Annotated in this window: 19 protein-coding genes and 1 pseudogene; 8 read left to right on the top strand and 12 right to left on the bottom strand. The window is 64.4% G+C overall.

The window, feature by feature from the left end:
• Positions 1 to 83: 83 nt before the first annotated feature.
• The 5 genes and pseudogenes from POL67_RS05050 to POL67_RS05030 all read left to right on the top strand — a co-directional run bounded on the left by POL67_RS05050 (position 84) and on the right by POL67_RS05030 (position 5,990).
• Entirely contained in the window at positions 84 to 2,042 is a 1,959-nt protein-coding gene (locus POL67_RS05050) for a serine/threonine-protein kinase (protein ID WP_271915901.1), read from the top strand.
• Between the two features lie 828 nt (positions 2,043 to 2,870).
• Entirely contained in the window at positions 2,871 to 3,920 is a 1,050-nt protein-coding gene (locus POL67_RS05045; protein WP_271915900.1) for a peptidase associated/transthyretin-like domain-containing protein, read from the top strand.
• Between the two features lie 21 nt (positions 3,921 to 3,941).
• Positions 3,942 to 4,223 (top strand): annotated as a pseudogene (locus tag POL67_RS54090) (DUF4215 domain-containing protein); the annotation flags it as partial.
• A 393-nt stretch (positions 4,224 to 4,616) separates the two neighbouring features.
• Entirely contained in the window at positions 4,617 to 4,886 is a 270-nt protein-coding gene (locus POL67_RS05035; RefSeq protein WP_271931054.1) for a hypothetical protein, read from the top strand.
• 87 nt (positions 4,887 to 4,973) lie between these two features.
• Positions 4,974 to 5,990, top strand: a complete 1,017-nt coding sequence (locus POL67_RS05030) for a peptidase associated/transthyretin-like domain-containing protein (RefSeq protein WP_271915899.1) — start codon at positions 4,974 to 4,976, stop codon at positions 5,988 to 5,990.
• 994 nt (positions 5,991 to 6,984) lie between these two features.
• Here the strand turns inward: POL67_RS05030 and POL67_RS05025 are convergent.
• Positions 6,985 to 8,547, bottom strand: a complete 1,563-nt coding sequence (locus POL67_RS05025) for a hypothetical protein (RefSeq protein WP_271915898.1) — start codon at positions 8,545 to 8,547, stop codon at positions 6,985 to 6,987.
• A 12-nt stretch (positions 8,548 to 8,559) separates the two neighbouring features.
• Positions 8,560 to 9,786 carry a GTPase domain-containing protein gene (locus POL67_RS05020; RefSeq protein ID WP_271915896.1) on the bottom strand — a complete coding sequence of 409 codons (1,227 nt, stop codon included), beginning with the start codon at positions 9,784 to 9,786 and terminating at the stop codon, positions 8,560 to 8,562.
• Positions 9,787 to 9,942: 156 nt separating this feature from the next.
• Here POL67_RS05020 and POL67_RS05015 point away from each other — a divergent pair, with 156 nt between their 5' ends.
• From POL67_RS05015 to POL67_RS05005, 3 genes are all read left to right on the top strand, one after another.
• On the top strand, positions 9,943 to 11,499 hold the full coding sequence (locus POL67_RS05015; RefSeq protein ID WP_271915895.1) for a serine/threonine-protein kinase: 1,557 nt from the start codon (positions 9,943 to 9,945) through the stop codon (positions 11,497 to 11,499).
• 100 nt (positions 11,500 to 11,599) lie between these two features.
• A complete protein-coding gene (locus POL67_RS05010; protein ID WP_271915894.1) occupies positions 11,600 to 12,901 on the top strand; it encodes a serine/threonine-protein kinase in 1,302 nt (433 codons plus the stop codon).
• A 14-nt stretch (positions 12,902 to 12,915) separates the two neighbouring features.
• Positions 12,916 to 15,348, top strand: coding sequence for a DUF2169 family type VI secretion system accessory protein (locus tag POL67_RS05005; RefSeq protein WP_271915893.1), 2,433 nt, complete (start codon positions 12,916 to 12,918; stop codon positions 15,346 to 15,348).
• A gap of 9 nt (positions 15,349 to 15,357) precedes the next feature.
• Here POL67_RS05005 and POL67_RS05000 read toward each other — a convergent pair whose 3' ends face one another.
• The 10 genes from POL67_RS05000 to POL67_RS04955 all read right to left on the bottom strand — a co-directional run bounded on the left by POL67_RS05000 (position 15,358) and on the right by POL67_RS04955 (position 25,813).
• Positions 15,358 to 16,170 (bottom strand): peptidoglycan-binding domain-containing protein, encoded by an 813-nt coding sequence (locus tag POL67_RS05000; RefSeq protein WP_271915892.1) that lies wholly within the window; start codon positions 16,168 to 16,170, stop codon positions 15,358 to 15,360.
• 25 nt (positions 16,171 to 16,195) lie between these two features.
• Positions 16,196 to 16,492 (bottom strand): hypothetical protein, encoded by a 297-nt coding sequence (locus POL67_RS04995; RefSeq protein WP_271915891.1) that lies wholly within the window; start codon positions 16,490 to 16,492, stop codon positions 16,196 to 16,198.
• Between the two features lie 104 nt (positions 16,493 to 16,596).
• Entirely contained in the window at positions 16,597 to 19,272 is a 2,676-nt protein-coding gene (locus POL67_RS04990; protein WP_271915890.1) for a type VI secretion system Vgr family protein, read from the bottom strand.
• A 330-nt stretch (positions 19,273 to 19,602) separates the two neighbouring features.
• Positions 19,603 to 19,881 (bottom strand): hypothetical protein, encoded by a 279-nt coding sequence (locus POL67_RS04985; RefSeq protein ID WP_271915889.1) that lies wholly within the window; start codon positions 19,879 to 19,881, stop codon positions 19,603 to 19,605.
• Positions 19,882 to 19,925: 44 nt separating this feature from the next.
• The gene (locus POL67_RS04980; protein WP_271915888.1) at positions 19,926 to 21,371 is read right to left on the bottom strand and encodes a transposase; all 1,446 of its coding nucleotides are present in this window, start codon (positions 21,369 to 21,371) and stop codon (positions 19,926 to 19,928) included.
• Positions 21,281 to 21,832, bottom strand: coding sequence for a hypothetical protein (locus tag POL67_RS04975; RefSeq protein WP_271915887.1), 552 nt, complete (start codon positions 21,830 to 21,832; stop codon positions 21,281 to 21,283). Before POL67_RS04975 ends, POL67_RS04980 begins: the two co-directional genes overlap by 91 nt.
• 6 nt (positions 21,833 to 21,838) lie before the next feature.
• On the bottom strand, positions 21,839 to 22,210 hold the full coding sequence (locus POL67_RS04970; RefSeq protein ID WP_271915886.1) for a glycoside hydrolase family 25 domain-containing protein: 372 nt from the start codon (positions 22,208 to 22,210) through the stop codon (positions 21,839 to 21,841).
• A gap of 30 nt (positions 22,211 to 22,240) precedes the next feature.
• Complete coding sequence (locus POL67_RS04965) at positions 22,241 to 23,155, bottom strand: DUF4123 domain-containing protein (protein WP_271930744.1); 915 nt, start codon at positions 23,153 to 23,155, stop codon at positions 22,241 to 22,243.
• A gap of 30 nt (positions 23,156 to 23,185) precedes the next feature.
• Positions 23,186 to 23,572, bottom strand: a complete 387-nt coding sequence (locus POL67_RS04960; protein ID WP_506333362.1) for a PAAR domain-containing contractile injection system baseplate protein — start codon at positions 23,570 to 23,572, stop codon at positions 23,186 to 23,188.
• Positions 23,573 to 23,593: 21 nt separating this feature from the next.
• Positions 23,594 to 25,813 carry a type VI secretion system Vgr family protein gene (locus POL67_RS04955; RefSeq protein WP_271915885.1) on the bottom strand — a complete coding sequence of 740 codons (2,220 nt, stop codon included), beginning with the start codon at positions 25,811 to 25,813 and terminating at the stop codon, positions 23,594 to 23,596.
• Between the last annotated feature and the right edge of the window lie 184 nt (positions 25,814 to 25,997).

Genomic DNA, 25,997 nt, shown 5'->3' with positions numbered 1-25,997 from the left:
ATCTGCAAAAGTTCGTAAGCGGAGCACGTTGGCAGACAAAATTCTTGTGACACCGCTCGCTTCCATGGAATGCTCGCGGGACCATGAAATCGGGCGATCTCCTCGGCGGCAAGTACCGGCTCGAACAGGCGATCGGTCAGGGTGCGATGGGAGCCGTGTGGGCGGCGTACGACCACACGATGAACCGCAAGGTCGCGCTCAAGCTGATCCTGCCGCAGCAGAAGGAGCACCTGACGAACGACCTGCGCCAGCGCCTGCTGCGCGAGGCGCGGGCGTGCGGGAAGTTGTACCATCGCAACATCGTCCAGATCTTCGACGTGGGCGAGACGCCGCAGGGAGAGCCGTTCCTCGTGCTCGAGCTCTTGCAGGGGCAAACCCTCGGCGACCTGCTGAAGGAGAAGCGGCGCATCGAGCCTGCGATGGCGGCGCGCATCGCGGGCGAGATTGCGAGTGGGCTCGCGGTCGCGCATGCCGCGCAAGTCATCCATCGAGATCTCAAGCCCGCGAACATCTTCCTCCACCGTGAACCTGGCATGCCCGAGGACACGTTCGTGTCGAAGATCCTCGACTTCGGCGTGTGCAAAAACCTCGACTCGGTGGACAGCGTCGCGACGCAAACGGGCACCGCCGTGGGGTCGCCCGCGTACATGAGCCCCGAGCAAGTGGGCATGCGCAAGGACCTCGATCACCGCACGGACATCTGGTCGATCGGGATCGTGCTCTACGAGATGCTGACGGGAAGCCGTCCGTTCACGGGCTCGGTGCAGGACGTGATCCGTCACATCCTGATCACGCCCGTGCCGCCGCCGTCGAGCAAGGTGCGCGACGTGCCAACGGAGTTCGACGAGGTCGTGGCGCGTTGCACGGCCGCGAAGCGAGACGCGCGGTTCCCGAGCACGGATGAGCTTGCGCGCACGCTGCTCGCGATCGCGGGGATGCCGCGCCCCATGACGCGCAAGCCGACGTTCACGGGTGTAGGCCAACCGATCCCGCAGACGCCGGCCCCCGAGCGCAAGCCGACGTTCACGGGCGTCGAGGCAGCACCGCCGCCACCCATGTCGAGCCCCGAGCGCAAGCCGATGTTCACGCCGATGGACGTGACCGTACCGTTGCCGAATCCCGCGCCGCGCGTGGCGATCGCAGCGAGCACGGAGGACGAGGACGAGAGCGATCTCGCCGCGACGATGCCGCTCCAGGGTCGGATGCTCGCGAACATGCGTCGTCCTGCGCCGTCGGCGGCGCGTGGAGAGGACGCGTCGACGGGGACGCAGCTCTTGCAGCCAAACCTGCCGATCGCGTCTCCAGCGCCCGCGTGGAAGGAAGAGATGCATCAGGCGATTGCTGCGCATCGGCAGTCGTCGTTCAGCCTGGAGCCGCCCGTGTCGGAGCAAGCGGGGAACGGGCAAACGCAGATGATCACGCCGGAGATCCGGGCGACGCTGGCGGGCGGGCGCGTGGATCACGCGGGGACGACGTCGGCGGCGGGCGCGCTTTCGCACGGGACGGGCGGGTATCCAGCGCCGCCGATGCCGCTGATGATGGATCCAGCGGTGGCTGGGGGGAGGCAGAAGCGTGGGAAGGGGGTGCTGTTTGGCGTGATGGGCGCGGGGGTGGCGGCAGCGATCGGGGTGGTCGGGTTGCTGGTGGTGAATGCGGGGAAGATCGGCGCGGGGGAGGAGGCGGCGAGCGGAAAGGCAGCGGGCCCCGAGGCGGCGAAGAGCGCGGCGGCGGGGTCGGTCGGGCAGGAGTTGCCGAGGCCTCCGGTGAAGGCGGAGGTGGCGGTGCAGCCGACGGCGCAGGCGGAGGGGACGAGTGTGCCGGCGGCGGTGCCGTCCGAGGTGGCGACGGCGGCGCCCGTCGTGACGGCTGCATCAACGTCGGTTCCCGCGCCGCCTGTGGCGTCGACGGCCGCGGCACTGCCCACGCCGACGTCTACGTACAAGGCGCCAGTGACGAAGCCGACGACGCAGGTGGCGAAGCCCGCGCCGGCAACGAAGAAGCCCGAATGCAAGACCGTCGGGTTGTTCAAGAAGTGCAACTAGGATCGATGCGTCGCAACCTGTTCATCGCGCTCGTTTCGTTGTCGAGCTTGGTCCACGCGGGCTCGGCGTTCGCGATCCAGTCGCGCCCGCGGATCGCGGCGCTCCTCGGTCGTGCGGAGTTCGAGCTCGGCGAGCATCGAAGCGCGGCCGAGCATCTGTCGTTTTTCCTGCGCGAGCAAACGAACCTCGGCGCAGAGGACCGCAAGCGCGCAGAGGAGATGCTCGAACGCGCGTCATCGAAGGTCGCGACGGTGACAGTGACAGTCGATCCTGCGGCAGCGAAAGTGCGCGTGGACGGCCGCGAGGTCGACGCAACGCCGCTCGCGGGCCCCGTGTACGTCGACCCTGGGACGCACGGGTTCGAGGCTGTCGGGGCGAACGGCGCTCGTGCGCGTGTCGAGCTTCCGGCGACGGCGGGCGCGAAGCACGACGTGGCTTTCTCGCTGCATGGCGGGCGTGCGCCTGGTGTCGCCCCGATGAACAGCGGGCTTCGTTGGAGCATCGCCGGCGTCGGGCTCGTGGCGAGCATGGCGGGCCTCGGTGCAGGCGTGGCGCTTTGGATGGTGGCGGAAGACGAGCGAAGCAGCACCCTTGCGACTCGGTACCACGAGGGCTCCCTGGCCGCGTTCGTCGCGGGCGCGGGCCTCGGCGCCGCGACGACCTTGTTCGCGCTCGTGACGGCGCCTGGAGATGCGTCCGAAGCGAAGGTCACGGCGGCACCGTGGGGTTTCCCCGGAGGCGGGGGATTTGGGGTTCGGGGTGTGTTCCAACCGCGTGATTTTGCTTGCCGTCGATCAGCTTTTGCAGTCGAGTTCCTAGGCGTAACGCATGTTCAGGAGCGACGGGTTGAATGCGCTGAGAAAGCGGAGCCGAGGTGCCACTTGGGTTCTCGTAGCGTACGTGGTGAGCGCAAGCGGGGGCGAGGTGTGGGCGCAGGGGAACGCCGTTCCGCCGACGGCGGGATCGGCGCAGCCAGCCACGACGCCGACGGCGAGGGCACCAGAGGCGCCAGCAACCCCGGAGGCCGACAAGCATTTCGAGAAGGGGCGCGCGCTCGTCGACAATGACAAGTGGGCCGACGCGTACGGGGAATTTCGGGCGGCGTACGAGGTGTCGCCGGAGCCGAAGTATCTGGCGGCGTTGATCAGGGCAGAGATCGTGACGGGGCGGAAGCCGGATGCGGCGACACATCTAGTGCTCCTACTGCGTCAGAGGCATCAGCTCAACGGCCCGACGGTGACGCAGGCCGAGCAAACACTCGCGGAGCTGCGGGAGAGGCTCGGGGTAGTTCGCATAGCGGTGAACGTCGAGGGGGCGGAGGTGCTCGTCGACGGGAAGGTGGTGGGGAGGTCGCCGATGGAGGGCGAGTGCTTCGTGGCGGCCGGGTCCCACACGTTCGAGGCGAGGAAGGCAGGGCTCGTGCTCGCGCAGGGACCCAGGGCGGTCGAGGTGAAGGGAGGGACGACGTTGCCGGTGGAAATGACGCTGGTGGCGAAGAAGGACGAGCCGGGGAAGGTCGGGGGGCCGAACAAGGCGTTGGTATATGCGGGGATTGGGCTGGCGGGGGCACTGGCGGTCGTCGGGGTGGGGACGGCGATTGGGGCCGCCGTCGCGGAGCAAAAAAGCCTGGACGACTGGAATGCAGACAATTGCACTGCGGCCCCGAAGGACGCGTGTTATTCCAATTTCGACGAGCAGGAGAACAAGCGGTTCCTGCTCGGGAACACCGCGGTCTGGACGTTCATCGGCGCGGGGGCGGTAGGCGTCGGGACGCTGGTGTACGCGCTGATCGCAAAGAAGCCGGCCGAGAATTCGCCAAAGCCGACGGTGACGGTGGCGCCGGCCGTGGGTGGTGTGGTCGTTCTGGGGACGTTCTGAGCCAAGCACGTTTGTGACCGCATGAAGAGCCGTGGATTGTTGCTTTCGGTCGGCATCTCATTCGTGGTGCCGGCAATCGTGCTCGTCGGATGTTTGATTGGGGAGAGCAATGAGTATCCGGACGGAATGACGCGCCCCCGCAGTGGGCACGTGGTCACGACGGGGGGCGCGGGTGGAGAGGGCGGTGGAGGTGGGAGCGGGGCGGGTGGCATGGGGGGCGGCGCCGTTTGTGGGGATGGAACTGTCCAGAAGCCGGACGAGGCATGCGACGACAAGAACATGATCGACGGCGATGGATGCAGCTCCACGTGCCAGGTCGAGGAGTGCTGGGATTGCTCGGACGGCGGGTGTGCCCTGATCATGCCCGGCACTGCTTGCAATGAGGGTACGCAAGTCTGCGATGGGCCCCGCGGCTGTGCCGACTGTGTTTCCATCGATCTCGCATGTGACAATTGCAAAAACTGCGGCGGCTCCCCGTGTGATGGAGCGGAAGATTGTGCATCCGGCGTGTGCGTCACGGGCATCTGCCGTTCCGCGACGGAGACCGGATGCGAGGCCGCAGTGCAGTGTGTATCCAATTTTTGCCTGGGCTCAACGAAGGCCTGCGCAGAATGCACGAACAACCAGCAATGCAAGAGTGGCTCGTGCGATGCAGGCCGCTGTCGCGCTGCGGCCGGTGAGCCTTGCGATGAAGGCATGCCTTGCTTCGATGGAGCCGAGTGCATCGAGAACCTTTGCAAGGCGGGGCTGGACGGCCAATGCGAGGGCAACCATCAGTGCAAGAGCAACCGGTGCTTGAACGGTTTCTGCGCCGCCTGCATGAACGGCGGGGATTGCGGTGGCCCCGCATGCACCATGGGCGCCTGCCCGCCTGCCACCGCCCCTGACGGCGCCTACTGCATCGACAACGACGACTGCATCAGCGGCAGCTGCACCGGCTTCCCACCTCGCTGCGCCCCGCCCTGATCCCGAGGCTTTCCTCTCGCCCATATCTTGACCACCGCCACGGTTCGTCGTACATCCCGCGACAAACACGTTAGGGGGAGATCATCGATGGCAGCGACCACGCCGATGACCATTCGCATCCGCCGCACCTTTCTGCTCGCTGCGGCTCTGCTACTCACGACCCAGGCGCACGCCCAGCCCTCCGCCGCGAGCCGACAAACCGCGCGTACCCTTCTCCTCGAAGGCCGCGAGCTCCTCGAATCCGGCGACGCCCGCGCCGCGCTTGCGAAGTTTCGTGCTGCCCACGAGATCATGGGGGTACCGACGACGGGCCTCGATGTCGCCAAAGCGCTCGAAGCGCTTGGCCAGCTCATCGAGGCGCGCGCCATGGCGTACGAGGTCACCCAGATGCCCCTGCCGCCCAACGCGCCGGCGGCCTTCACGAACGCTCAGGCTGCCGGCGAACAGGCCGTCGAAGCGCTCGATAGCCGGATCCCCTCGCTCATGCTGCGCATCGAGGGGGCGCCGAGGGAGGCCGTACGGGTGACGGTGGACGGCGAGACGATCCCGGCGGCTGCGCTGACGATGGCGCTCGCGCGGAATCCGGGGTCGCACGAGATCGTGATGACGGCGCCGGGATATCGGACGGTGCGGAGAAGCGTTGTCCTGAAGGATGGTGTGCTGGCGGCCGTCGAGGTGCCAATCGTGCTCGAGCGGGACATCGATATCACGACGAAGGTCGATGCCACGACGAAAACGGAGGCGGGGAGGAGCAAGGCGCTCATCTACGCGGGGGTTGGCGTGGCGGGGGCGCTGGCGGCGGTGGGGGTAGGGACGAGGATCGCGTCATGGGTCGTCTATGGGAAGGCCAATGCAATCGATCCCACTGTCTGTGGACAGAAGGACCGTTTGCCTCAGTGTTCGGCTGATTTCAATAAGTATGAACGGACGCGGGTGGCGTTGAATTTCACGTCGCTGTTCACGCTCCTCGGGGCGGGGGTTGTTGGTGGCGCGACCGCTGCATACGGATTGACGGCGGGCAAGACACCTGCCAAGGGGCCGACAACCGGGTTCGTTACGTTTGGCCCCGGCAGGGCTGAAGTTGTCGTCATGGGCGTTTGGTGAATTCATTTACCAAGTAGACGCCTTCAGTCTCCTGCGAGGAATGAGAATGCTTTCGAGTGCGCGAACGAAAACGCTGGCGCTTTTGCTTGCTGTCGGGGCAGGGCTCGTCTGGGGTTGTCAGAATAGTGAGTTTCGCGCGAGGACGCTCGACGGAGGTACGTCCACCGGAGGGAGCGGAGGCATTGGGGGCACCGGGGGAATGGGAGGCATGGGGGGCGGCCCCGTCTGCGGGGATGGGAAGGTTGAGACGGATCGCGGGGAACAATGCGACAATGGGGAGCCCGACGCCGGCGACAGCGACGGATGTAGCTCTACGTGCCAGGTCGAGGAGTGCTGGACGTGCCCGGGCGGCGATTGTATGCCGCTCGCGGCTGGCACTGCTTGCAATGAGGGCACCCAAGTTTGCGATGGGAAAGACGGCTGCGCCGACTGTGTTTCCATCGATCTGGCATGCGACAACTGCAAAAACTGCGGCGGCTCCCCGTGTGATGGAGCGGATGATTGTGCATCCGGCGTGTGCGTCACGGGCATCTGCCGTTCGGCGACGACGACCGGATGCGAGGCCGCGGTGCAGTGTGTATCCAATTTTTGCCTGGGCTCAACGAAGGTCTGCGCAGAATGCACGTACAACCAGCAATGCGATAGTAGGTCGTGCGACGCAGGCCGCTGTCGCGCTGCGGCCGGTGAGCCTTGCGATGAAGGCATGCCTTGCTTCGATGGAGCCGAGTGCATCGAGAACCTTTGCAAGGCGGAGTTAGACGGCCAATGCGAGGGCAACCATCAGTGCAAGAGCAATCGGTGCCTGAACGGCTTCTGCGCCGCCTGTATGAACGGCAGCGATTGCGGTGGCTCCGCATGCACAATGGGCGCATGCCCGCCTACCACCGCCCCCAGCGGCGCCTACTGCATCGACAACGACGACTGCCTCAACGGCAACTGCACCGGCTTCCCACGTCGCTGCAATTGATCCCGTCGCATCCACACAACTTCCAGACTAAAAGAGCCGGGGCCGTCCGGACGAAACCGCTGGTTTTGCAGTCGGCTGGCTGCTCGCCGCGCCAGTGGACGATGTTCGAGGCTTATTTCGCGTGTTTGCCGCCGGCTTCACCGATGCCGTCCCGGCCGGCTGATCCAAAATCACCGCTGCGTCCTGCACCTTCACGCTCGGCTCCGCCGTCGGCCCCCCCGTCCCCACCGGCTTCCCCGTCCCCACCACCGGCGCCACACTCCCCGCCCCCGCCCCCTCCTCCACCACCACCGGCGCCGACCCAATCCACACCGCCGCAATCACCCCGAGCACCACCACCAACAACCCCACCCCGATCAACGTCGAAAACTGCTGCTTCCGCTGCTTCGTCTTCAGCTCCGCCGCCAGATCCGGCTGCGGCAACAACAATCCAGGCGCCGCCTCCGCCCTCTCCACCACCTGAACCAATCCGCCGAGCCCTGCCGTCTTGAGCGCCGGATCCTCCACCGCCGCTGGCGCCTCGACCGGTTGTGCCCACGGCCGCGCCCTCTCCTCCGTCGGCATCGGCCCGGGCCTCACCGAACCAACTCCATTGCTCGTCGTCGCCATCCCCGCGCCGTGCCCCGTCCCCGTCCCATTCTGCTTCGCCTGCTGCTCCTGGACGAACCGCCAGTTCATCCGCAGGTCCGGGAGCTGCGAGACCCGCACCTCGTGCGCATTGAAAAGCTGAGCCGCGATCTCCGCCGGATCCTCCGGCACCTGCTCCAGGTACATCAGCACCACATCCGCGGGCTCCGCCGTCGCCTCGCGGCGCGGCACGAATCGCACCGTCAAGCCTCCCACCACGTCCTGCTCGCGCCCATTCGAGATCGCCGTCCACTTGACGTCGGACTCCACGAGCACGTTCGCGATTCGCGCCATGCAATACGCCAGCGTCGGGAAATCGACCCGGTCCGGGTACACGATCACCACCCGCTTCGGCGGTGTCGAGTTCTCCACCGTCCACCGGAACGACAAACCGCTCGGCCCCGGCTTGTGCAGATCCTCGAAATCCTCGAGGTACATCTTCAAGAGCGGCAACAGCGCGTCCGCGTTCTGCGCGTGCTGCACGTACGTGTGATACCAGCCGCTCCCCTCCGCCTGCGACTCCTCGTCCGGCAAAAGCTTCTGGTAGAACTGCACCGCCGTCCCGTAAATCGCCTGTCCGTCGAGGTTCCGGTCGACGATCGCCGCCGAATGGCAAAACGGCGGGTCTTGCCTCCCCGCGTGATCCTTCGCCCCCTTGATGCGCAGGCCGAAAATCAGCGCGAGCCCACCGTGCCCCGGCTCGTATTGCGTATCGTCGCGCGACAGGTTCCCGATCGCGAACGCATAAGCGCTCCCATGCCGTGGCTCGATGTATTTCACGAGCCGCGAGAGGTGGCTGAAATGCTGCCGCGTCAACGGCTCCTGCGGCACCTCGGGCCGGTAGATGAAGTCGATCTGATGCCCCGGCACGTTCCCGTGGAGGAAATGGAACCACGTCGCCCCGTAGGGCACCTTGTAGGTCGGGACCTCGTATCCCGCAGTCACCACGTGCGTCTCGTCCATGTCCCCCTCCGTTCAACCCCGCCGCGGAGGTGGCTGGCGATTCAAGAGTGGCGCCGTGACTTCCATCGGGTTGAGGTCCTCAATTGGCATCGTCCCCTTGACGTTCAGCTTTGGCGGGCCGAACGCGGGCGGCCGCGGCCCGAAGCCCTGCGGGGCCGCCTGCGGCGCGGGCGCGTGCTGCGCAGCCTGCCCGTAATGCTGCGGCGCCGGCATCTGCGGGTGCCCATTCGACGGCGGCGGCTGCGCGTGCGGGATTTGCGGCGCCGGGAACTGCGGCTGCGATTGCGACGTGGGCGCGTTCATCCCGGGCGTGACTGTCGAAGCGCGCGACCGGAACTCCGACTTCATGCGCTGCAAAAGCTGGTGGTCGTAGGCCGACTTCGGGAGGATCTGCTCGACGAAGTGCGAGAAAAGGACGTGCGTCGAGTGCCCGTAGCTCGCCGACCCCACGAGCACCTTCACGTCGATCTGCGTCGCGTATTGCCGCAGGCTGTCGATGAGCGGCGTGTAGAGCGCCCTCGCCTGCGCCTCCGCTTGCGCGGGCGAGCCCGGGATGAGGTCGCTCTTGTTGATGAAGAGCACCACGCTCTTGCACGACGCCACCGTCTTCGGGCTGAAGAAGTACTTCAGCGCCTGCGGGTTGAACTCGTTGAGCTGCTCGCCGATGCGGTTCGTGTCGACCTGCCGCGCGTCCTTGCCGCCGAGATCGACGACCATCAAGAGCCCGTGAATCTCCTCGATGATGAGCTCCTGCTGCGCGTCCACGATGTGCTCACCGCCCCAGTCGTGCACCTCGAACACGTGCTCGACGAGCGTGTCCTTGTTCCGCACGTGGCTCACGGTGCGCTCGTACCGCTCGATCTTCGTCCCCTCGATCGTCCCGAGGTCCACGAGCGGGTTCGACCACTTCAGCGTCAGCGAGCTCTTGCCCGTCGCCTTCATGCCGAGCGTCAGGATCCGGTAGACCTTGCGGTCGATCTTCGGCCGCTTCTCGAGCTCGGCCTTGTGCCAGTTGAGCTCCTCTTCCATGTGGTCGAGCCAGCCGATCTTCTTCTTGTTGTCGCCGTCGAGCGTCGTGACTTGCGTCTGGAGCTCACGGTTCGCCGCGGCGAGCGACTGGTGCTTCATCTCGGCCGCTTCGAGCTCCTCCGTGAGCTTCGAGGCGCGCATGCCGAGGACGATCAAGACGACGACCAGCGCCGTGATGATGATGCCGATGATGATGAAGACCGTCGTCATTCGCCCCTCGCGTCGGACATGGTTTGGCTCGTGCCATCAGATCACGCGGCCCTGGTAGCGCGCAAGAAATCTTACCACGAATCGTTACACGGTTCGCCTGGTACGCTACGATGCTCCGCATTGGCGGCATTGCCGGCACATCTGTCCTGACCAACGATGAAAGCTGGAAGTACGATCGGGAAGAAGTACCGCCTCGTCCGGGCCATCGGCGCAGGCACGATGGGCACGGTCTGGGCCGCGGAGGAGATCGACACGCGCCGCGAGGTCGCGCTCAAGTTGCTCTCGAAGTCGACGACGGAGCTCCGGCAGCGCTTCCTGCGCGAGGTGCGGCTCTCGTCGCGCTTGTCGCACCCGAACATCGTGCGCCTGCTCGATGCAGGCGAGACCGACGACGGCGAGCCGTACCTCGCGCTCGAGCTCCTCTCGGGCGAGTCGCTCGCCGACATGCTCAAGAACAAGCGGCGCATCGAGCCGAAGGTTGCCGCGCGGATCGCCCGCGACATCGCGAACGCCCTCGAAGCGGCACATCAGGCGAAGATCATGCACCGTGATCTGAAGCCCGCGAACGTCTTCCTCCACCGCGCGCCGGGCGCGGGCGAAGACGAGTTCGTGGTGAAGGTGCTCGACTTCGGCGTCGCGAAAAGCCTCGGTCCGACCGAAGAGACGCAGGCAACCATGACGGGCATGGTGATCGGCTCTCCCGGCTACATGAGCCCCGAGCAGGTCGGGCTTCGCGCGGACATCGACCATCGCACGGATCTCTGGTCACTCGGGATCCTGCTCTACGAGCTGCTCGCGGGCGTTCGCCCCTTCAGCGGGTCGCTGCAGGATGTGGTGCGCCAGGTGCTGATCGCGCCCATCCCGCCGATTTCGGCGCGGGTGCGCGACGTGCCGCCGGAGCTCGAGGACATCGTGATGCGCTGCCTCGAACGAGACCGCGACAAGCGCGTCGCGAACGCCGCCGAGCTCGTCGCGCTGCTCACGCCGCTCGTGGAGTCGAGCCGGATCTGGCGGGCTCCGTCGAGCGCCGCAATCTCCGCGCCGCGGCCCTCGCAGTCGTCGCCCCTGCTCGCGCCGCCCGACACGACGCCCGAGGGCACGGCCTTTTTGCAGGCGAACGCGCCCACGCCCGATCCGCTACCGCCGTGGCGACGCGAGATGCAGGAGTCGCTCTCCGCGCACCGGCGAACCTCGACATTGACGGCGGGGATTCCCCTGCCTGCCGCAGAGCTCACCGCGCCGCCGACGGTGCGCGAAGAGCCCGTGACGAGCACCACGACGATCCCACGGCGCAGGCAGGGCCGTACGATCCTGCTCTTGTCGTTCGGGCTCGGCGCGGCGGCCATGCTCGCGCTCGTCCTGCTTGTCGTCGTGATCGGGCTGCCCGGGAGCGACCCCGCGAACGCAACGCAGGCGCCGACGGCCACCACCGTCGCAGATGCACCGACCCCTCATCCGACGGCTCCGCTGGAGCGAGCAGAGCCGACGACGCCCCCGACGCCAACGCCCCCGCCCGCCTCGACGCAGACGGCTGCTCCGAGCGCGACGCCCGCACCCACCGTCGCGGCGCCGCCGTCGTCCTCCGCGCAGGTGGTGGCGGCCGCGAAGCCCACGTCGACGTACACGCCGCTGCCGCCGTGCACGCTGACGCTCCGGGTCGGGTGCAGGAACGTGAACAAGGCGAAAGGCACGTTTGCCCCGTCAGGACTCTGAGCGAGCGCGCTGAGGGTCCAGCGAAGCCTTCGACCCATATCTGTGTTCACAATTGCTACGAACTTGTCCTTTCGGAGCAAACACTGCTAGCGCCCTGTGCATGATCGCCGGGAGCCGACTCGGAGGCAGGTATCGTTTGTTGCGCCCGCTCGGAGAGGGCGCGATGGGCATCGTGTGGGAGGCCGAGCACATCGCGACCTCTCGTCGTGTCGCCGTGAAGGTCCTCCGCGTCGCGTCCCCGAGCCATCGGTATCGATTGTGCCGGGAGGCGCGCCTCTGCGGCGCCATCGCGCATCGGAATGTCGTCGAGGTCCACGACGCTTCGGAGACGGACGTCGGCGAGCCGTACCTCGTGATGCAGCTCCTCCACGGCGAGACGCTCGCCGATCGCCTGCGCCGAAAGAGGCGCCTCGAACAACCGGAGGCTGCGCGGATCGGCCGCGACATCGCCCGCGCGCTCGCGGCGGCGCACGCGAAGAACATCATCCACCGCGACCTCAAGCCGTCGAACGTCTTCCTGCATCAAGAGCCCGGGACCGAAGGGTTCGTCGTGAAGGTCCTCGATTTCGGCGTGGCCAAGGACCTCGACGCGGACGACACGCTCGTGACCGAGCGCAACGGCGTCGTGGGAACGCCGGCCTACATGAGCCCCGAGCAGCTCGCGTCGTCGCACGACGTGGACGCGCGCACCGACGTTTATTCGCTCGGCGTCGTGCTTTTCGAGATGCTGACGGGCGTGCGTCCCGTCTATCCGCTCGAGCTGAAGGAGGGCCATGGCCTGCGCCTGCGTCCGACGCCGCGCGTCTCGGACTACGTGATGAACGTCGACGACGAGCTCGACGACCTCGTCGCGTATTGCCTGGAGCGAGACCGGCAGCAACGGATCGCGAAGGCCACCGCCGTGGCGGATCGGCTCGACCTGTATCTCGCGCTGCAAGCTTGCACGGCGCCACGCGTGAGGGACACATGGCCACGGATGGAACCAGGGCGTGTGCCCCGAGATTGGCAGGCGCCGGAGCCGCGGATCACGCAGCCCTGGAACGGGAGTGACGGCGCGTCGTGGATTCCCGAGACGCTGCCCTCACGGCGGGATGGATCGACGGCGGCGGCGATGGTCCGATCGCACGCCGCGCCGACGACAACGGCCGCGGCCACGATGCGTTTGGGGCCGCAAACGTTGAACGTGCTCGGGGGGCTCATGTCGCTGATCCTGGTGGCGGTGATGGTGGGGGATCGGATGCAAAGGCCGGCGCCGATGCCCGCGAAGGCGGAGCGGGGCATCGCGAGCGTGACGGCGGAGCTCGCGGTGCTGCAGCGGCCGAAGTGCTTGGATGATCCAACGCTCGGGGACGAATCGCGGAACGCAGAGAAGGTGCAGGGCACGAACCCGAAGAAGAAGTAGGATCGGGAGCAGGCATGGAACTCGTTTGTCTCTGTCCCCTTCGCGCGTCGACGTTTGCCTGGCAAGCCCATTCCGGGACGCATGCACTGACGGTGATTGTCAAGGCTACTTTCGTAGTAGAACCGGGCGCATGCTCGCTCGCGCCGGCGCAGGAGCAGGTGCACGAGGAGGACGGGCACTGGAACGACGATCCGGCGCGGAGCGTGGTCACGCCGAGCGACAAAGTGCCATACAAGCCGCGGGCGGACGTGATGCTCGTCGGGCACGCGTATACGCCGGGAAAACAGCCGGCGCGCTCGGTGATGACGCGGCTCGTCGTGGGAGAGCTCGACAAATCGATCGAGGTCTGGTGCGATCGAGGGTTCCGCGTGCAGGACGGGCAGCTCCTCGAGGGTCCGCGATTCACGAAGATGCCGCTCCGGTGGGAGCGCGCGGCGGGCGGGCCGGAAACGAACAATCCAGCGGGGCTCCGGTTTGACGCGGCGCCGGATGCGTATGGAATGGTGTCGATCCCGAATTTGCAACCGCCGGGGATGTTTGTGTCCAAACGATCGGATACGTTTGCCCCGGTGTGTTATGGGCCGGTTGGGGGGGAGTGGCCGGCGCGGAAGCAGCGGCTCGGTCGTTTGGCGGGGACATTTTCGCAGGCGGGGTGGGCGGAGAGGCCGCTGCCGGAGAAGCTGGATCCGGGGTATTTCCAGGCGGCGCCGCCGGATCAGCAGGTGGCGGAGATCCGGCCGAACGAGCGGATCGTGCTGGAAGGGTTGCATCCGGAGCATGCGCGGGTGGTGACGAATTTGCCGGGGGTGCGGCCGAGCGTGGTGGTGGATCGGGCGACAGGGGAACGGGAGGACGTAAAGCTGATCGCGGATACGTTGTGGATTGACACGGACCGCGGGGTATGCTGCGTGGTTTGGCGGGGAACGATCGGCCTGCGGAGCGCAGACGAAGCCGGGCGGATTGCGGTGCGGATGGAGGGAGCGGGAACGCAGGCGAACGCGGCGGCGGCGGTCGAGGAGCTCGCGGAGGATTTGCTGGAGACGATTCCGCCAACAGCACTCACGGCAGCGGACGGAGACGAGGGGGAGGACCTCGCGGCGATGACGCTGGTGCCCGCATTTGGGGCGAAGGCGGCGGGGCCGGTGATGCCGTTCATGGGTGGCGAACGGCAACGGGTGACGGGGGCACCTGCTCCGAAGCCGGGGGACGCGGCATTGCCGTTCGGGCAGCCGACAGGTTTGGCGGGGCTCCGGGCGGTGGACGTCGCAGCGGTGCCGGTGGCGGGGGACCAGACGATGCTTCCGCCCATGGGGAGAAAGGCTGCGACGCCGGCCCCGAGCGCGACGCCGATAGCGCCTCCGGCGTACGTGCCGCCGCCTCCACCGGTGGCGGCTCCGCGCGCGACGGCGGAGAGCGTGTGGGCCTCGGGCGGGCCGAGCACGGCGGCGCCGTCGCGGGAAACGATTGGTTCGGCCGCGGCGACCGCGGCTGCTGCGGCGGCGGCGATTGCGACGCCGAGTGTAGATCGCGCGAGCCAGGAGGGCGCAATGGCCGCGTCGAATGCGGCGGCCGGTGCGACGCCGTGGAGCGTGCCGAAGCGGGATTTGCGTCCGGCGACCACCGAGAACGAGGCGCTGGGTGTCGAACCGGCGCGGGAGATGTTGCAGCTCCTCTGGTACGACCCGGAGAGCATCGCGCGAATGCGGCGGGTCCCCGCGTGGAAGAAGGTATTCGAGGAGCTTGAGCGGAGTCCGCGATCACGAGAGATCGAGATTGTGGATGGAGCACGCGAGCCGTGGGAGATCGAAGATCGGCAAGAGGTGTTTCAGGTCCTCGCCAAGGCACCACGTACCGACGGCAAGGGTGTGGACGAGGCGCTGGAGGGCGCGATCGGGGAGGACGGGAAGTTCGTCCCGCCGATGGTGTTGCTGGCGGGGGAGATTGAGATGCCGTTCGACGAGCTGGAGGCGCTCAAGGCGGCGATGTCGACGGCGGCTCCGCTGGTGACGGCGGCGGACGAAGGGCTGAAGGCGGCGGTGGGGGTGGCGAAGGATTTCGTGCAGATGCCGGGGTTATCAGCGGCACCGGCGGTGTGCGAGGGGTTGACGACGCGGATACGGGATGCGTTTTCGCGGGAGAAGAAGGGGTTGCCAGCGGATTATTTGGAGCAGCAGATGGAGAGGGTGCTGCTCGGGGGGAGGCATTACCAGAAGAGAGAGGTGTTCGGGGGGAGGTTCTTGCGGTGTTTGATCTGGTTGCCGGGGGAGAAGGGGGCGATCGTGGGGTATTTGCCGGAGGAGGTGGGGAAAAAAGTGCCGATGTGGAGGCGGTGGCGGGGGAGGGTCGTTGGGGAGGTTTGGCCGGCGCAGGATCAGTATGAGGCGGGCCCTGTGACTGTCAGGGGTATGGCGCTCGCGAGGGGAACGATCCGACCGAAGACGCGATGAAACGGAGATCTAATCGAGGTTCTTCCGGATCTGAGTCATGTAGTACCGACGCCCGATGGCCGCCCCTCGCTCTTGCCCGGGAATCCCTTCTGCAGTGAGGTTTTTGGTCGTGGGGTCGAAGCTAAATTCCCTGTTGGCCCCCTGCGCTTTGTGGGCCGTCGCCGGGTCGTGAAAACGATACTTCCCTTCACTGGTCTTCTCGAAGACCACAACCCAGTGCTCGGTGAGCCCCTCGTTTACTCGTTTGTTGGGATCAGCAGGCTGATCTCCGTAACTTACGCCAAGCATGACCGCCCTGCCCAGCAAGAGCTGTGCATCGAGATACACGACGCCCGTCGCCAACGCGATCGGATCGATCGACTGGGTTGGCACGTCTCCCTTCCACGTCTCCTTGGTGATGATCCGAAACGTCTCGTACTTTCCTGCCTGTTGGACCCCCACGGCATGTAGCATCGTGTCGGCCGCGGCGAAGCAGCCTTTCTGTCCCGCCCCGATTACGTGGACCTCATCGAACTGGTCGATGAACGGCACGGGATAGAGCGCATCCGGCGTGAAGGATCGCCCAGGGAGCACGGCCGGCACGGGTTGCGACAGAGTTTTCCACGTCCTTCCCACGTCGACGGTCACCTTGCCGTCCGGCTTCGGCAGTCCCACGACTTTTTCCTGGAAGTGGAGGACGGCCCCGTCGGTCGCCCAATCAAAATGGCCGCTCTCGTTGACGTCATACCCCCAGTTTTTTAGCATACCTTGAAGTTGCTTCACCTGGGGCGCAAGTTCCGAGCGAATCTTCGGAAAACCGTCACCAAGCTTGAGGGTGGTCATACAGTCACCTTCGGAGCACGCTCGTCTACTTCGTCTGCTTGGCCTTTTCGTCCCACCACGAGAGCCACTTCTGCTTGACCTCCCGTGGGCTGAACGCGCTCGGGTTATCGATCATCTGCACGCCGGTGATCTCCTGAAGCGCGAAGCCCCAAGGCAGGTCGTCTCGCCGATATCTTTCGATGATGAGCGGAACGGCAGGTTCTCCCAGCGCGACGATGCTCCGGTATGCCGGGTGGTCCAGGTAGGTCGCCATCTTGGAGGAAAAACTATTTCTCAGGCAATGTCTCTGCCACTCGTCGGCCAGTTTCTCGAACTCGCTCATCTTGACCTCATCACGGGGTGCATTGGTCGGCACGATTGCAACATCCGTGCGTTCGCTGCACCCAGCCCCCACAAGCCATCCGCAGAGCAATATCTGGCATGGATTCATTTCTCGTATACCGCCACGGGCTCGCCATAATCGGCACCATTCAGCGCTCCCGGGGTCTCATGTCGGATCAATGGCCAACCTCCGAGCTTGCTCGTCCACGTGCCGTGCTCGTCCTGGATCGCCCCGTGAGTGACATCTGCGATCGACCCATCTGGATTTTTCGTAGCATACACCACGATCTTTTGTTTACCGGGCTCCAGATCGAAGTTCATGTCGGACGAACGAGTATACCCTTGAGCGCCGTAGATACCGTCCATCCCCTGGAGTGGATTTGAGGCCGGGCCCGTTATCGGATCGACCCATTGGTTATGGTCGCCCAGGGTGTGCGCGATGCAGTTATAGTCCCTCGTGTGTGGTCCGAGAACCTCGAAATTGTCCCCGAGGTTGGAAAAAATCGTGGCCACCCCCAGATCCTTCATGAACTGGCGTTCTTCGGGGAACTTGCTTTGGTCCATGGGAGGCGGCGGTTTCCTCTCCTCTTCCTCTTCGTCCTCCTCTCTATCCTTGTCCTCGTCCAGGTCCCCAGGCAGCTCCGGCTCCTCCGGCTTCGCCCCCTTCCCCTTGCCGGCCTTCTTCCCTCCCTCGTTGATGTAGACCATCGTCCCCTTGATGGTCACACCCATCGAATCAATACGGATGAATCCGCCGGGTCCCTGGATCGTGATGTCCTCCGCCGCCTCCCCCACCAGGACCTCGGCCGAGCTCAGGTGAATCTGTTTCCCCGTTTCGAGAGCGTATCGACCTTCCACCTTCTCGTGGCGGCTCTCGATGACCATCATCGACTGGTCCTTCTCGATGATCTCTCGCCGATCGCCCTTGACGAGAAGGTGGATGTCCTCGTCGACGAGCTCCCGCTTTTTTTTCGCCAGCCGGATGTCTTGATTCTTGCCCACGCGAAGGCGCCTCTCGCCTTGCGTCTGCTCGGCTTCGTTTTTCTTGATCAGCTTGCGGCGCGTGCCACCAATCACGGTCATCCGGTTCGCTCCGGTCGTCTCCGAGCGATTGATGCCAGTCACCTCGAATCGGTTCACGCCGGTCGTATCGGTCTCGTTGACGCCGACCTGCTTCTGCCGGTGGCGCAGCACCGTGATCGTCTCGTTGTTCTTGACGAGCATCCGCCGATTCTTCTGGGCCTGCTCGTAGAAGAGCTCATCCCCCTTCTTGTCCTCGAACTTGAGTTCGTTGAACCCGTCGGAGCCCAGTGAGGAGTCGCCCTTCCATGTGCTGATCGTCTTGTTCTCCGGCAGCGCGTAAGGGACTGGCTCGATGCGGTTGTAGACGCGGCCCACCACGAGGGGCTGCTCCGGATCACCGTCGAGGAAGCTGACGAGGACCTCCTGGCCGATCCGCGGGAGCGCCAGCATGCCGAAGCCCGTGCCGGCCCACCCCTGGCTGACGCGGATCCAGCACGACGAGCCGTCGTCATCCTTGCCCTCGCGATCCCAGGGGAACTGCACGCGCACGCGGCCGAACTCGTCGGTATGGATCTCCTGCCCTTTGGGGCCGACGACCTTCGCGCTTTGCATGCCCAGGGCCCTCGGCTTCGGCGTTCGGGCCGGGGGACGGAATGGCATGTCCGTGAAGACGGCGCGACCGCTCATCGTCCACTCACCGCCGTGCGAGCCTTCGATGGAGAAATCCGTCACGAGGAGCGGCTTGCCGACGACTGCGGAATGGGGGTGACCGAGGATGGAGAAGACAGCGCCGGCCTGGGTATCCATCACATTCGTGCTGAAGGATACGGATTTTCGTCCCATCCGTTCGGCGTGGAGCATCTGCTCGGCGCGCGTTTGGCCATACGCCTGCTCGTACCGCGCGACGCCCTTGTCGTCGGCGACCGGCGTATCACCGCCCTTGCCGTCGTCGACGAGGAACGTGCCTGGATCGTAGACGTACTGCTCGTACCGGTTCTCGGGGGCTTCGGCGTTCGGAGCCTTGCCGAAGAGCTCGAACGCAGGGCGACGGAAGTCGTGATCGCGCATCGTGAACGCGCCGGGGCGCACTTCGCGCGCGAGGCGGACGTTCTTGACGCACTCCTTTTCTGCTTGCTGATTCGGGTTGTTCGTGAAGACGAGCCCCGGCCGCGGCGCGCCCGACTCGAACGCACCGCCGAAGGTCAGCTTGGCGCCTTCACCGTTCGGATCGAGGAAGGCGAACGCGATGCCGACCTCCTCGAGCAGGCGCGAGATGAAAGCATAGTCGGTTTCGCCGTACTGAACCTTGTATTCGAGCTTGTGGTACTTCCCGGCGTCGATCTTCCAGTCGGCCTCGATCTTCCATTCGCCGAGGATCTTCTTGACGATGTCGGGCACGGTGACGTGCTGGAAGATGCGGTGGTTGCGGCGCTGGGTGAGCAGCCAGAACGTGGGGACGATGCGGGCGTGATACGTGTGCAGCGGCTTCTGACCGGGCAGCGGAGTGACGGCCTTGAGCTGCTGGAAGTGAGAGCAGATACCGGCCCACAGGCGTGTACCGCCGCTCGTGACGTGCGCATATCCAGTCTCCAGGCGGAAGCTCGCGGGCTTGCCGACCACGGATTCCATCGAGATGCTGTCGTCCTCTGAGCGGGCCCAAATGGAGATGGTGAAGGGGGAGGAGATGGATTCGTGGACGGAGAAGCGGCGGACGGAGAATGCCGTACGTGCGCTAGTGATGATTTGGGATATGGCCATGAGTTGGACTCGTCGAAATTAGGCCGTGAAGACGACGAGTTTCCTGCCGTCGACTAACCTAACAGCATGGCCATCCCACGATGAACACAAGCTGATCATCCGTGGGTCGAATTCTGGGCCCTCGGGGGGTTGCTGCAGAAGAAACCCCTCATACCAAACATCGCCAGCCCAATCGTCATAGATTCGCGCGCGGAACACGTAGGGAGGATCATCCGAAACGCGCTCAATAAGAGCAAACACTCCGCCATCGGGACCGCCAAACCATGACGCAGTATCAGGAACAGCTTTGGGGCGCTGCGCGGACATTAAACACTCCAGCTTGTTTTTGCTTCACTCAGGGTAATTCACGTTTTCGTAAATCTTGCGAAGCCCGTCCATACCACTCTTGGGAAACAGCGCATCGCCTGCGGAGAGATCGGTGCCTGACTGTCTCGCAACATCAAGCGCGAAGGTATAACAATTATGACTACGGATGGCGTATGGCTTTCTCTTAGGATTATCATTCTCCTTCAGATGCTTGAGAGCATACGCTACCATGTTACCATATTTATCCTTCGCTGTGAGCCTCACGCCGATAATTTTGCCGGAGTGGGCGGCTTTTCTCGACACATCCGCGAGCGCTTTCTTTAATGAATCCCTAGCAGCCCGTGGATCTACGCGCCCCCGATCGCGACCCCAACATCTTGCATTTGATGCGGGTACATCCCGCGCCACGTGGCCCGGGAAAATCGTGCCAACCGCCTCGGCGTGCCCCGTACCAGGGCCACCATGGCTGCCCATATCACCAAAACTGCAAGGGCGGAGCCCTTCCGGGCCGCGGCCAGGGCCCGCGGGGTCCCTGCGCCGAGTATTTGACGTAGCACGAGCCCCAAATTGAGCGCGGCGATATGCGCCAGGTAGCGTTTTCTCACGTTCTCCCGGCCTCTCACTCGCACCCTCCTCATTCCGCCCGTCTCGCATGCGTGGGCGAATGTTCGTTCGATGAGCTCTCCACGTTTGCGTTGAAGAGCGCGCCCCTTCGGACGACGCACGCGGTTTCGGTTCCCGTAAAACGTTTGCTGCATATCCCAGCCCTTGTCCACCCATCTGCGGACGGACTGGATCCTCTCCGGGACGTACGTGCGATAGCCGGACACCTTCAACGATAGAAGCAGCTCGGCCTTGTGATACCCCTTGTCCGCCACGACCTCGATCACGGTGCGCTCGGGCTCCGCGTCGCTGCTGCCGCCCTCCGGAGGCGGATCGTCGTCCGAATCGCGCTCCTCGCTGCTCTTGGCCTGCTCGACATTCGTGCGCGCCTGCTCGAGGCTTTGCGCCATCGTCGCTGGGTCGGCCTCGTTCGCTGAATAGACCTCCGCGGCGACCACGACGCCCGTGCTCATGTCGACGACATGCTCGGTCTTGTAGGCCAATCGCGTGCGGCCATCCTTGAGCTTTGCGATGCGGGCATCTTCGTCGGTGGGGCTTTTCCAGTCGGTATTCGACGTCTTCTTTCCCTTGCGCTTGCGGTCGAGTCGCCGAGCATCCTCCATGGTCGGATTCTCGATGCCTTCCTCCTTCGCCAGCCGCTTGATGTAGTCCGCGTACACCTCGCCCGTCTCGCGCCGCACGATCGCCTTCATCGAGGCGTCCGCGCGGAGATACGTCGAGTCCACGCCCATGACTTTGCCATGGAGGAGCCCGGAGCGATTCACGACCCCGAGCACGAAGGCGAACATCCCCTCGAAAACCTCACTGCCGAGGCGCTTGCGCATCTTGGAAAGCGTCGAATGGTCGGGCACCGTTTCGCCGGGCAACAGCCCGAGGTATTCCCGCAGCGACAGCGAGTCCGAGCAGCGCCACTCGAGCCCACGCTCGGACTCGATCCCCTCGAAGTAGCCGACCAGCAGCATCCGGAAGTAAAGCCCAGGCGGGATCGATGGCCTCCCCGCCGTCCCGTCGGCCTCGAAATACTTCGCGCACGCCGCCTCCATGGCCCGGTCAAACCCGTTCTCGCGAAGAAGCTCGTTCAGCTTCTCGTAGAACCGGTGCCCCGGCGACCGCGGCAGCGAAGGCGCCGCCACCCAGAGCGACGCCTGCTTCTCACGTGTTCGCCCCATCGACATGACGCGGACAAACTACCATCGACGCCAGTTCCTGTCGAGCCTCCTTCGGGATAAGTCCACAGGCTGCTAGTAGGCGTGCCGTCTGATTCCACTTTCACATCTGACACCGAATGTTCACGCACGAGTCCGATGCGCGCTGCATCATATCTACCATATTCAAAGTATCGAGTCTCCCCGGTCTTGCCGTTGATAATCAGAACCCCCGCGTGCCCCAGCCCAGAGATCTTGACCTCCTTGTCAGTTTCACTGGCGATGGATACTCCTGGCGTAACCTTTATCCCCGCTCTTTCCTTCCAAGAAAAATCCTTTTTTTCTACGGTGATAAGGAAATCCGGAAATACCATTGGAATAACCGAATCCTCGGATTCGCAAACAACTTTACCATCCTTATCATTTGGGAATTTTTTATCGATGTTGCAGGCGACTTCGCTGGCGTTGGAGTGCTTTCTGTCCATGGCGTCTCATCCGCGCAGATCACCTGCATCCGCAGTCGATTGGGCTTCCAGAACAAGCAATTCGATTAGTACTTCCGGCTCAACCTCGTCTCTTTGTGAGAGCAATTCTCTGGCCCAGGCATGCATTTCATGAAATTCACTTCCGAACAAGGCCGAGAGCATGACAAACTTGGCGATCTGTCTGTCTGTCGTGAACCCGTAGCTCATTGCTCTCGCAGCTGCGTCTTGAGCAAAGCGCAATCCCTGATCGCTGGATTCACACCAGGTTAGCTCTTCGCGCTGCAACACCTCGGTCAGATACTGGTAGATCTCCCTCACGAGCTGCTCATGTAAGATCGCTTGAAGACCGCGGCTGACCTCAGCGCTTATTTTGAACATGGTCGATATCCTCTGCAGGGTTCTTTACAATCACGGGCGTGCGCCCCCTGCACCGGAACGAGGTTCGAGAACATTCAGCACCGTGAACTGGCGGCCGTTCCCTTCCGCGAAAAGCAGGAGATTGAAGCCTTTCACGGCTTGTTGGTGCCGCATCGACGAGAATGACCAAAACGTGCTAATCACCCACGGATCATAAAACCTAAAATATACCTTCTCCCCCGTCTCCTCCATCTCCACCATCAAAAGCCGCCGAAAATGCCTCCTCACCTCCGTAAACCCCTCCCGACTCGTCACAAAAATCCCCCACCGTCGCCCCCACCCCTCCATCACGAGCCTATCGAGCAGCACCGAATCATCCCGAAACGGACCCGTCAAATACGGCGCCACCGTCGCAAGCGGCTCCCCCTGGATCCCCTCGTACAGCGACTGATACGGCTCCGCCGACTGCCGCAACAACTCCAGAATCCGGTCATCCCGCGCCGCATCGAGGATCGCGTACATCGGCTCCTTCCCCGACTCCTCCCGCAACTTCGCCAGCGCGATCCGGGCCGCCTCCCTGCGCTTCTCCTCCTCGGCCCGCTTCTCCCCCGCAAGCGAGCGCTCGTCCTCGGTCGCAGGCTCGTCCTCGTCGAGATCGTCCTCCTCTTGTGGGGGGATCTTGTCCTCGACGTACACCATGAAATCCGTCTCGCCCGCCCGAATCCAGGTCCCGTGCCCGACCTCGCCGAATTTCACGCGTTGCCCATCGAGATACGTGCCCTCGACCGTCTCCTCATCCCGGAGCGTCCCTCGCTCTCCATCCCAGCTCAGCGTGAAATGGCGACGCGAGAGACCCTTGTCGTGAGGAAGAATCAAATCCGACCACTCGGTCCGGCCGACGCGTAGCGATGCTCCGGCGCCAATCAACGCCTTCCGACCCTTCATCGGCCCCCAGCGGACTTCCACGATCAAGCGACGCGGCATCTCGACCCCTCGTTACTTCCCCTTCGCCTTCTTCTTTTCCTGCGCCTTGCGCTTCCGCTCGCAATCCTCGCAAAACGGCTTATCCGTCCGCAAAGTATCCGCCTGCGCCGACGACCCAATCAACACCGTCGGACACCCCTTGACGATGATCCCCCCATGCGACGTCGGGTCACCAATCCGCGCCGCATGCTTTCCGCCGATCCGCACCGTCGGCTCCCCCCGCGACACGGAGTCCGGCGGGCCCACGCACACGAGCTTGTCGCCCACCCGCGCCGCCGGCTGAAAGCCAATAAACACGGTCGGTTCGCCGACGACGACAGGCCCCCCGACGTGAGGAACCGGCCCAGGTTCCACCTTGGGACACACGTGCATATCCGTGATTCGCGCCGCCGGAGGCATGCTCTCACTCCTCCCCGTACCTCATTGCGCCAAACCCGTGACGGCCACGTTGTCCGGCACCGGCTTCTCCGGTGCCTCGATGACCGCTTCGACAGCCTCGGCCGGCTCCTCCGGTTTCGCACCGCTCCCGGACCCAGGCGACCCACCGCTGTTGATGTTTACGATGTTGCCCTTAATCGTGATGCCACCCGCGTCGATCCGGATGAACCCCCCCGGCCCCTTGAGGGTCAAGTCCTTCGCCGCCTCGATCACCAGCGCGGTGCCGGCCTTGAGGTGGATCTCCTCGCCCACCTCCATCGCGTGATTCTTGCCGACCTTCTCCTGCCGGTTCTTCTTTACCGTCAATGATTGGTTGCCGTCGATCCGCTGGTTGCGCTTGCCCTTGACCCGGAGATGGCTGTCGCCCTCGATCTGCTCGCGCTTCGTCTGCTTGATGACGATGTCCTGGTTCTTGCCGATGTAGATGACGAGGTTGCCATCGGTGCGCTCGATCTCGTCGCCGGCGATCTGCTTGCTGCGATTGCCCCCGATGACCGTGGTGCGATTCGCCCCGGTGATCTCCGTACGATTCGCGCCCGTCACCTCCGTGCGGTTGGCCCCCGTCGTCTCGGTCTCGTTGACGACCACGAGTTTCTGGCGGTTGTTACCGACGGTAATGGTCTCGTCGTTCTTCACGAGCTTGCGCAGGTTCTTCTGCGCCTGCACGTAGACGAGCTCCTTTCCCTTGAGATCCTCGAACATGACCTCGTTGAACCCGCCGCCACCGAGCGAGGAGTCGCTCTTCCACGTGCTACGCGTCTTGTGTTGCGGCAGCTTGTAGGGCACCTGGTTCGTTGCGTTGTACACGCGCCCCACAATGATGGGCTGATCCGGGTCCCCAGCCAGAAAGCCGACCAAAACTTCCTGGTTGATGCGCGGAATCATGATCATGCCGAACCCCGCGCCCGCCCATCCCTGGCTGACGCGAATCCAGCATGAGGATCGGTCGTCATGCTTGCCCTCGCGATCCCAGGGGAATTGAACCCGCACTCGACCAAACTCGTCCGTGTGGATCTCCTGGCCCTTGGGGCCCACGACCGTCGCGCTCTGAACGCCGTACACCGTCGGCTTCGGCGTCTTGATCGGCGGCCGGTAGGGCACCTTGGAATCCACGAACAAGGCGCGCGCGGACATGCTCCATTCTTCGTCCGGCGTGCCCTGTGCAGAGAACTCCGCGACCAAGAGCTTTTGCTCGGCGCCGATCTCTGCGTGCGGATGGTTCTCGATCGAGAAAATCTGCCCAGGCCAGAGATCGATCGTGTTCGTGTCGAACGTGACGCTACGTTTGTCCGCGCGCGTCGACAAAAGCACGCGCTCGGCAAGGTCCTGCCCGTACTTCTGCTCGTAACGCGCGACCCCCTTGTCATCAGCGACTGGCGTATCGCCGCCCTTCCCTCCCTCGACCAGGAACGAGCCGGGATCGTATTGGTACTGCTCGTACATGTCCTCCGGGGAAGACGCCTTCGTCGCCTCGCCGAAGAGCTGGAACGCGGGGTTGCGGAAGTCGTAATCGCGAACCGTGTGAGCGCCGGGGCGAACCTCGGAAGCGATGCGGACCTCGGTGACGAACTCCTTCTCCGCGGCCTGGCTCGGGTTGTCCACGAAGTGGATCGGTGGCGCAGCCCGGGGCTTGCCGGCGTGGAGCCGATCGCTGAACGCCAGAAGCGAGCCCTTGGTGTCGTTGTCCGGGAAGACGAACGCGATACCTGCCTCTTCGAGCAACCTGCTCACGAAGGCGTAGTCACTCTCGCCGTACTGCACCTTGTACTCGAGCTTCGGGTACTGGGCCCGGTCGATCTGCCATTCCTTCTCGAGGCCCCACTCGCCCAGCAGCGCGTCGACGATGTCGGGGATCGACATGTGCTGGTAGACGCGGTGACCCCGACGCTGCGTCATGAGCCAGGCCCTTGGCACGATCCGTAGGTAGTAGGTCGAAAGCCCTGTCGGCTCCGCCTGAACCTGCTCCATGTAACTACAGATGCCCGTCCAGTACCGCGCTCCCCCCATCAGCGCCCATTTGTAGCCGGCGACGATGCGCAACGTGGCGCTCTTCCCCACGATCGCGTCGAGATCGAGGCTATCGTTCCTCGACCGTGCCCAGACGGAGACGGTGAAGAGGCTCGAGATCCCCTCTTGAACCGAGAAGCGACGAACGGAAAGGGACCCGTCCCCCCCTTCCAGCGACAACTCCAGCACCGCCATACAGCCTCTTCCTTACTCCCGCGGCGACCCATGTTCGCACCGGTACACCGCGCCCAGGCTCCGCGACATCTCACCCTACCAAACCTCAGGGTTTGCTCGTGAACACTCTCGTATGCACCACAACAATCCCAAGCAAGTTCAACGAGTTAGTACGCCCCAACCCAGCCCCATCCCTGGATCCGCC

It is taken from the genome of Polyangium mundeleinium, assembly GCF_028369105.1.
In the GTDB taxonomy this organism is placed as follows: domain Bacteria; phylum Myxococcota_A; class Polyangia; order Polyangiales; family Polyangiaceae; genus Polyangium; species Polyangium mundeleinium.
This window is presented reverse-complemented; position numbering and strand designations above follow the sequence as displayed.